Origin of the sequence: Vibrio sp. V10_P2A27P122, assembly GCF_963874335.1 — a bacterium.
Classification (GTDB): domain Bacteria; phylum Pseudomonadota; class Gammaproteobacteria; order Enterobacterales; family Vibrionaceae; genus Vibrio; species Vibrio anguillarum.
The window spans coordinates 56889-63318 of the sequence record NZ_CAWNHY010000255.1; the positions used below are offsets into that span (position 1 = coordinate 56889).

4 protein-coding genes are annotated in these 6430 nt (G+C 44.3%); all 4 read left to right on the top strand.

The window, feature by feature from the left end; genetic code table 11:
• Positions 1-9: 9 nt before the first annotated feature.
• The 4 genes from glnL to add all read left to right on the top strand — a co-directional run bounded on the left by glnL (position 10) and on the right by add (position 6250).
• Positions 10-1056: a nitrogen regulation protein NR(II) gene (glnL, locus tag AACQ17_RS12535; protein WP_026027507.1), complete on the top strand. Its 1047-nt coding sequence runs from the start codon at positions 10-12 to the stop codon at positions 1054-1056.
• A 39-nt stretch (positions 1057-1095) separates the two neighbouring features.
• Positions 1096-2499, top strand: a complete 1404-nt coding sequence (gene glnG, locus AACQ17_RS12540) for a nitrogen regulation protein NR(I) (protein WP_013855452.1) — start codon at positions 1096-1098, stop codon at positions 2497-2499.
• A 105-nt stretch (positions 2500-2604) separates the two neighbouring features.
• Positions 2605-5154 carry a bifunctional diguanylate cyclase/phosphodiesterase gene (locus tag AACQ17_RS12545; RefSeq protein ID WP_439144734.1) on the top strand — a complete coding sequence of 850 codons (2550 nt, stop codon included), beginning with the start codon at positions 2605-2607 and terminating at the stop codon, positions 5152-5154.
• A 91-nt stretch (positions 5155-5245) separates the two neighbouring features.
• Positions 5246-6250 (top strand): adenosine deaminase, encoded by a 1005-nt coding sequence (gene add / locus AACQ17_RS12550; RefSeq protein WP_094147616.1) that lies wholly within the window; start codon positions 5246-5248, stop codon positions 6248-6250.
• Positions 6251-6430: the final 180 nt, after the last annotated feature.

Below are 6430 nucleotides of genomic sequence, written 5' to 3' on the forward strand. Positions count from 1 at the left end.
GATGAAAACGTGAATTGTGAGCTAAGCCAAACGATTTTAAATAATATCGTTACCGCCACCTTGATGCTCGATGAGTCTCTTTGTATTCGTTATGCCAATCCAGCGGCTGAACAACTCTTCTCCCAAAGTGCTAAGCGAATTATCAACCAACCACTGTCAAAACTCATCCAGCACGCTTCTCTTGATTTAGCGCTGCTTTCTCAGCCGTTGCAAAGTGGCCAAAGTATTACTGATAGCGATGTCACGTTTGTGGTCGATGGTAAGCCACTGATGCTGGAAGTGACCGTGAGCCCTATATCTTGGCAACGCGAGCTGATGCTTTTGGTCGAAATGCGCAAAATTGGCCAACAACGACGGTTAACACAAGAGCTCAATCAGCACGCCCAACAGCAAGCGGCAAAACTCTTAGTTCGCGGGCTGGCGCATGAAATTAAAAACCCATTAGGTGGGCTACGCGGCGCGGCGCAACTGCTAGAAAAGATGTTGCCGGACCACAGTCTCACTGAGTACACCCAAATTATTATTGAACAAGCCGATCGACTGCGCGCTCTTGTTGACCGTTTGCTCGGCCCACAAAAACCAGGCAAGAAGTGCTCTGAAAATCTCCATGTAATTTTGGAAAAAGTCCGCCAATTGGTTGAGCTAGAAGCCAGCACACACTTGGTGATTGAACGAGATTATGACCCCAGCTTGCCCGATATTTTGATGGATACCGATCAAATCGAGCAGGCATTACTGAATATCGTCAGCAATGCGGCACAGATTTTATCTCATGATCCGCATGGTAAAATCACACTTCGCACCAGAACAGTGCACCAAGCCAATATTCACGGACAGCGCCATAAGTTAGTGGCACGCATAGAAATCAGCGATAACGGCCCAGGCATTCCTACCGAATTACAAGACACACTGTTTTACCCCATGGTCAGCGGCCGTGAAGGTGGAACGGGGCTGGGTCTTTCTATCTCACAAAACCTGATCGATCAGCACAATGGAAAAATCGATGTTGAAAGCTGGCCAGGTCGAACCACATTTACTATTTATTTACCCATTTGACCGATGTCAGATTGGGTTTGCTGCTAAGGAATAAACATTATGAGTAAAGGATACGTTTGGGTGGTGGACGATGATAGTTCGATCCGCTGGGTGATGGAAAAAACGCTCTCATCAGCCAACATAAAATGCGAAACGTTTTCCGATGCCGAAAGTGTGTTACTGGCGCTAGAAAGAGAAACGCCCGATGTGCTCGTTTCCGATATTCGCATGCCGGGCATGAATGGTATTGAGCTGCTAAACCAAGTTCATTCACGATCTCCTGAGTTGCCCGTCATCATCATGACTGCCCACTCAGATCTTGATGCCGCGGTGAATGCCTATCAAAAGGGTGCTTTTGAGTATCTGCCTAAACCTTTTGATGTCGATGAAACCCTCACCTTGGTTGAACGTGCCATTGCGCATAGTCAGGAGCAGCGCAAAGAACAATCCAATCAACAAATTGGCGTTGATAGTACACCGGAAATCATTGGAGAAGCCCCTTCAATGCAAGAGGTATTTCGGGCGATTGGCCGTTTATCACGTTCCTCAATCTCAGTCTTGATCAATGGTGAATCAGGAACCGGGAAGGAGTTAGTCGCTCACGCGCTTCATCGCCATAGCCCACGCGCCCAAAAACCGTTTATTGCCCTCAATATGGCCGCAATTCCAAAAGATCTCATCGAGTCAGAGCTGTTTGGTCATGAGAAAGGAGCATTCACTGGTGCAAACAGTGTCCGCCAAGGGCGTTTTGAGCAGGCCAATGGTGGCACCCTATTCTTAGATGAAATTGGCGATATGCCGCTCGACATTCAAACTCGGCTACTGCGTGTTTTAGCCGATGGTCAGTTTTACCGTGTAGGAGGGCATTCAGCAATCAAAGTGGATGTACGCATTGTCGCCGCCACTCACCAAAACTTAGAAAAACTCGTTCATCAAGGAAAGTTTCGTGACGACCTTTTTCACCGTCTCAATGTCATTCGTATTCATATCCCAGCACTGCGTGAGCGAAGCCAAGATATAGAAAAACTGACCAAGCACTTTCTCGCCTCTGCAGCAAAAGAATTAGGCGTAGAAATGAAAACGCTGCATCCTAAGAGCATTGAAATTTTGAATCGTCTTGAGTGGCCGGGAAACGTACGACAACTTGAAAATATGTGTCGCTGGTTAACTGTAATGGCCAGTGGCAGCGAGGTGCTACCCAGTGATCTTCCTTCCGAATTATTGTCGGAAAAGAAAAATAGTGACTTTGATAGTGCTATAAGTTGGCAACAACAACTCGCAAGTTGGGCTAAATCTTCATTAGCTTCAGGAGAAACAGAGCTGCTTTCTTATGCACTTCCTGAATTTGAACGTATACTTTTGGAAGCAGCACTTCATCACACCAATGGTCACAAACAAGACGCAGCTAAGGTGCTTGGGTGGGGGCGCAATACGTTGACAAGGAAGTTAAAAGAACTTTACTGATAATTTTTTAATGATCAGGTGCAGTGATTCACTTTCTGGCACAATGCAATCACCCACCACCTTGCGTGTTTTACCGATAATTTGTATGGATGCAGAAGACACGACATGTCATTTACGAATCAAATAACGTTGAAAACAGCCGTTGTTCTACCATTTGTTATGATTTTCCTCATAACGATTGGAGTGATTGTGGGTGTACAAAAATACAGTTATGAAGAGATGGTTGATGACATTAGCAGCAAGCAGCTTTCATCATTAAATGCCAATGTAGAGCAGCGACTGATCAGTTTTCTCGATGAACCTTTTCAAGCCAGCCTCGCTTTAAGCCACACGATCGGCTTTAGTCAGTTCTATTCTGCGGACGATGTCAGTAAAGTAGAAGGATATCTGCTTGCCAGTTTTGAAACGCTTTATCGACCGCTAGAACAAATTGATGTGATCGGATTTGGTGGCGAACAGGCGGAGTACGTGGGCTTTCGCAAAGAGATTGGTGATAGTTTTACCTTGATGGTGAAAGATAATCGAACTCAGCAAAACTTGGTGATCTACTCAGGAAAAACCATCAATCAAGATATTCGCTCCACCATTGCCGATTATGATCCAAGAACTCGCCCCTGGTATACTCCAGTTGCACAAAGTTTAAGCCCAAGTTGGTCGCCAATCTACACTAATGTTGATGAACGCCAAGAGATCACGCTCTCTGCTTTAGCACCCGTTTTCTCTATGAACAAATTCATCGGTGTTTTGGTGACTGATGTGAAAATCGATACGTTCAATGCCTTTCTGGCCTCGCTGCAACAGAAAACTCATGCCAACGTGTATATTATTGATCCAGAAAAAAGATTGGTGGCTCACTCCAATACCAGCACCGTTGTCTCTTGGGGGACTGAACTGTCGGCAAAAGGAGAGCGACTACTGGCTATCGAAAATGCCAACCCAGTGATCCAAGCCAGTGCACATTATATTGATAACCATGACAAAATGCTGTCAGCAACACTCAACAAATTCGAAACGGTAGTTGATGGCACCCGCTATTTTAATCATCTCACTCCCTTTAAAGATAAACATGGCATCGAATGGTTTATTGGCGTCTCGATTTCAGAAACCGATCTACTTGGTCGATTGCCAGAAAACCAACAAAACAGTTGGATTATTGGCGGCATTGTCAGCCTTATCGGCATTGGTATAGGGCTCATTGCCTTTAATCGAATCACCACTCCAATTACCGCCACCGCGGCTGCTGCTCAGCATCTAGCAAAAGGGGATTGGGAAAGTAACATGCCGAAAGCTGGCAATATTTATGAAACGAGTTTGCTTGTTTATTCATTCAATGAAATGGCCAACAACCTAAAAGCCTCATTTAAGGCATTGCATTCCCAATTGATCTACGATTCCCTAACCAAGCTCTATAGCCGTGAAGGTTTAATTGATAACTTTAGTCAATTAAATCAAATTAATGGCAGCCTATTGCTTATCGGCATCGATAAATTCAGAGATATTAATGACAGCTTGGGACATCAGCAAGGTGACTTACTATTACAAATTATTGCTGAAAAATTACGCACATTATTTGCAAGCACCTCATGTATTGCTCGTACAGGTGGTGATGAATTCGCTATTTACATCCCCTCTTTACAACAAAAGAATGAAGCCCAATCCGCGGCTAACAGCATATTACAAATGTTTGCTGTCCCATTCTCAATGCATAATGAAAAAGTGGTCGTCAATGCCTCCATTGGCATCGTGCTTCCTAATGACACACTCCATACTATGGCGCTATGGTTACGTAATGGTAGCATCGCACTCAGCCACGCCAAGCAAGAGCGCTCAAGGATCTGCTATTACTCTCCAGAGATGGACGATGTTTCTCGTAAACGTACGCAAATGCTCACTCAAATTAAGCTTGCCATAGAGAACAAAGAATATATTCCGTATTATCAACCAATTGTAAACTTATCAACGGGAGATATCATCGGAGCTGAAGCCTTGGCACGCTGGGTGACACCAAGCGGTGATATCATTCCCCCCTTGGAATTCATTCCTATCGCTGAAGAAAGCGGCTTTATTGGCCTGATTGGTGAGCAAATCTTGTATCAAGCGTGTTTTGACACGATGCAAGGCATCAAGATGGGTAAATGGGGATCGACGTTTAAAATGCACGTCAACCTCTCAGTGAACCAGCTATCTCAACCTCAGTTTGTTCATGAACTCAAAGCGACTTTGGAAAGAACGGGGCTTGAACCCAATAACCTCGCTTTAGAGATCACAGAATCAAGAATTGTTGATAACGACCCAGTTATTTTAGCAAACATGAACAAACTCAAAGAGCTGGGCATCCATATCGCGATAGATGATTTTGGTACTGGATACAGCTCCCTTTCTTATTTACATCAACTTCCATTCGATTGTCTAAAAATAGACAGGGCGTTTGTATCGCAGCTCGAACAGACAAATCTCAGTAGCTCAGTCGTTGCGGCAATCATCAACATGACTCGTGGGTTTAATGTCGAAATTGTAGCAGAAGGTATTGAAACCAAAGAGCAAGTCCATCTCCTAACCATGCTTAACTGCACTCAGGGACAAGGCTTTCTGTTTAGTAAAGCCATCCCTTTTAACGAATGGTCAACAGATATGGTAAACATAAAAGCCAAATAAACAGAATTGGGTGATTTAATACTCTTTGCTAGCTGACACTGGCCACATTGATTTTTATACTTGATGCCATACACACTTTCGGAAAAACATAATGATAACTAAAAACCTACCGCTTACTGATTTGCATCGCCATCTTGACGGCAACATTCGAACCAAAACTATCTTAGAACTAGGGCAACGATTTGGTGTAGCGCTGCCAGCTGGCAACATAGAAGAGCTCACACCTCATGTACAAATCGTCGAAGCAGAACCATCATTGGTCGCCTTTCTATCAAAACTTGATTGGGGAGTTGCCGTATTGGGTGATCTCGATGCTTGCCGAAGAGTCGCCTACGAAAATGTCGAAGATGCCTTAAATGCTCAAATTGATTATGCCGAGCTGAGGTTCTCTCCTTACTATATGGCTATGAAACATCAACTGCCTATCGCTGGCGTTGTTGAGGCTGTAGTTGATGGGGTACAAGCGGGCGTTCGAGACTTCGGTATTCAGGCTAACCTAATAGGAATTATGAGCCGCACTTTTGGCACCGATGCTTGTCAGCAGGAGCTAGACGCTATTTTGACTCAAAAACAGCACATTGTTGCAGTCGACTTGGCAGGCGATGAACTTGGGCAGCCGGGCGAGCGATTTATTTCTCACTTTAAACAAGTACGAGATGCAGGACTAAGAGTTACAGTACACGCTGGAGAAGCAGCGGGCTCAGAAAGTATGTGGCAGGCAATTAAAGAGCTAGGTGCAGAACGCATTGGACACGGAGTAAAAGCCGTCCATGACCCTAAGCTAATGGATTATCTTGCCAAACATCGTATTGGCATTGAGTCTTGCCTAACGTCAAACTTCCAAACGAGCACAGTAAACTCTCTTGCTCATCATCCTATAAAACAGTTTTTAGAGCACGGGATACTTGCTTGTTTAAATACTGATGACCCAGCGGTTGAAGGTATTGAACTTCCACATGAATATGAAGCTGTAGCACTTCAAGCAGGCCTTTCTCAAGAGCAGATCAGACAAGCGCAAATTAACGGATTAGAATTAGCCTTTCTTTCAGACTCAGATAAAAAAGCACTGTCAGCTAAAGCCGCTTTGCGTAGCTAAATCTCCTGAACCATGTCTCTCTAGCCGATGTTTAATACATCGGCTTTTTTATACCTAAGACATAGAGACCGAAAAGAATAAGAATAGATTGAACAAAGTGTAGCTACCACACGACTGTCCTGAGAGTGATAAAAAATAAAATGCTATTTTGCTCAAACGAAAAAGCCCTGCTATTACTAG

Coding starts and splice junctions, on each gene's coding strand:
- add (WP_094147616.1), top strand. CDS start 5,246: ATGATAACTAAAAACCTACCGCTTACTGATTTGCATCGCCATCTTGAC.
- glnG (WP_013855452.1), top strand. CDS start 1,096: ATGAGTAAAGGATACGTTTGGGTGGTGGACGATGATAGTTCGATCCGC.
- AACQ17_RS12545 (WP_439144734.1), top strand. CDS start 2,605: ATGTCATTTACGAATCAAATAACGTTGAAAACAGCCGTTGTTCTACCA.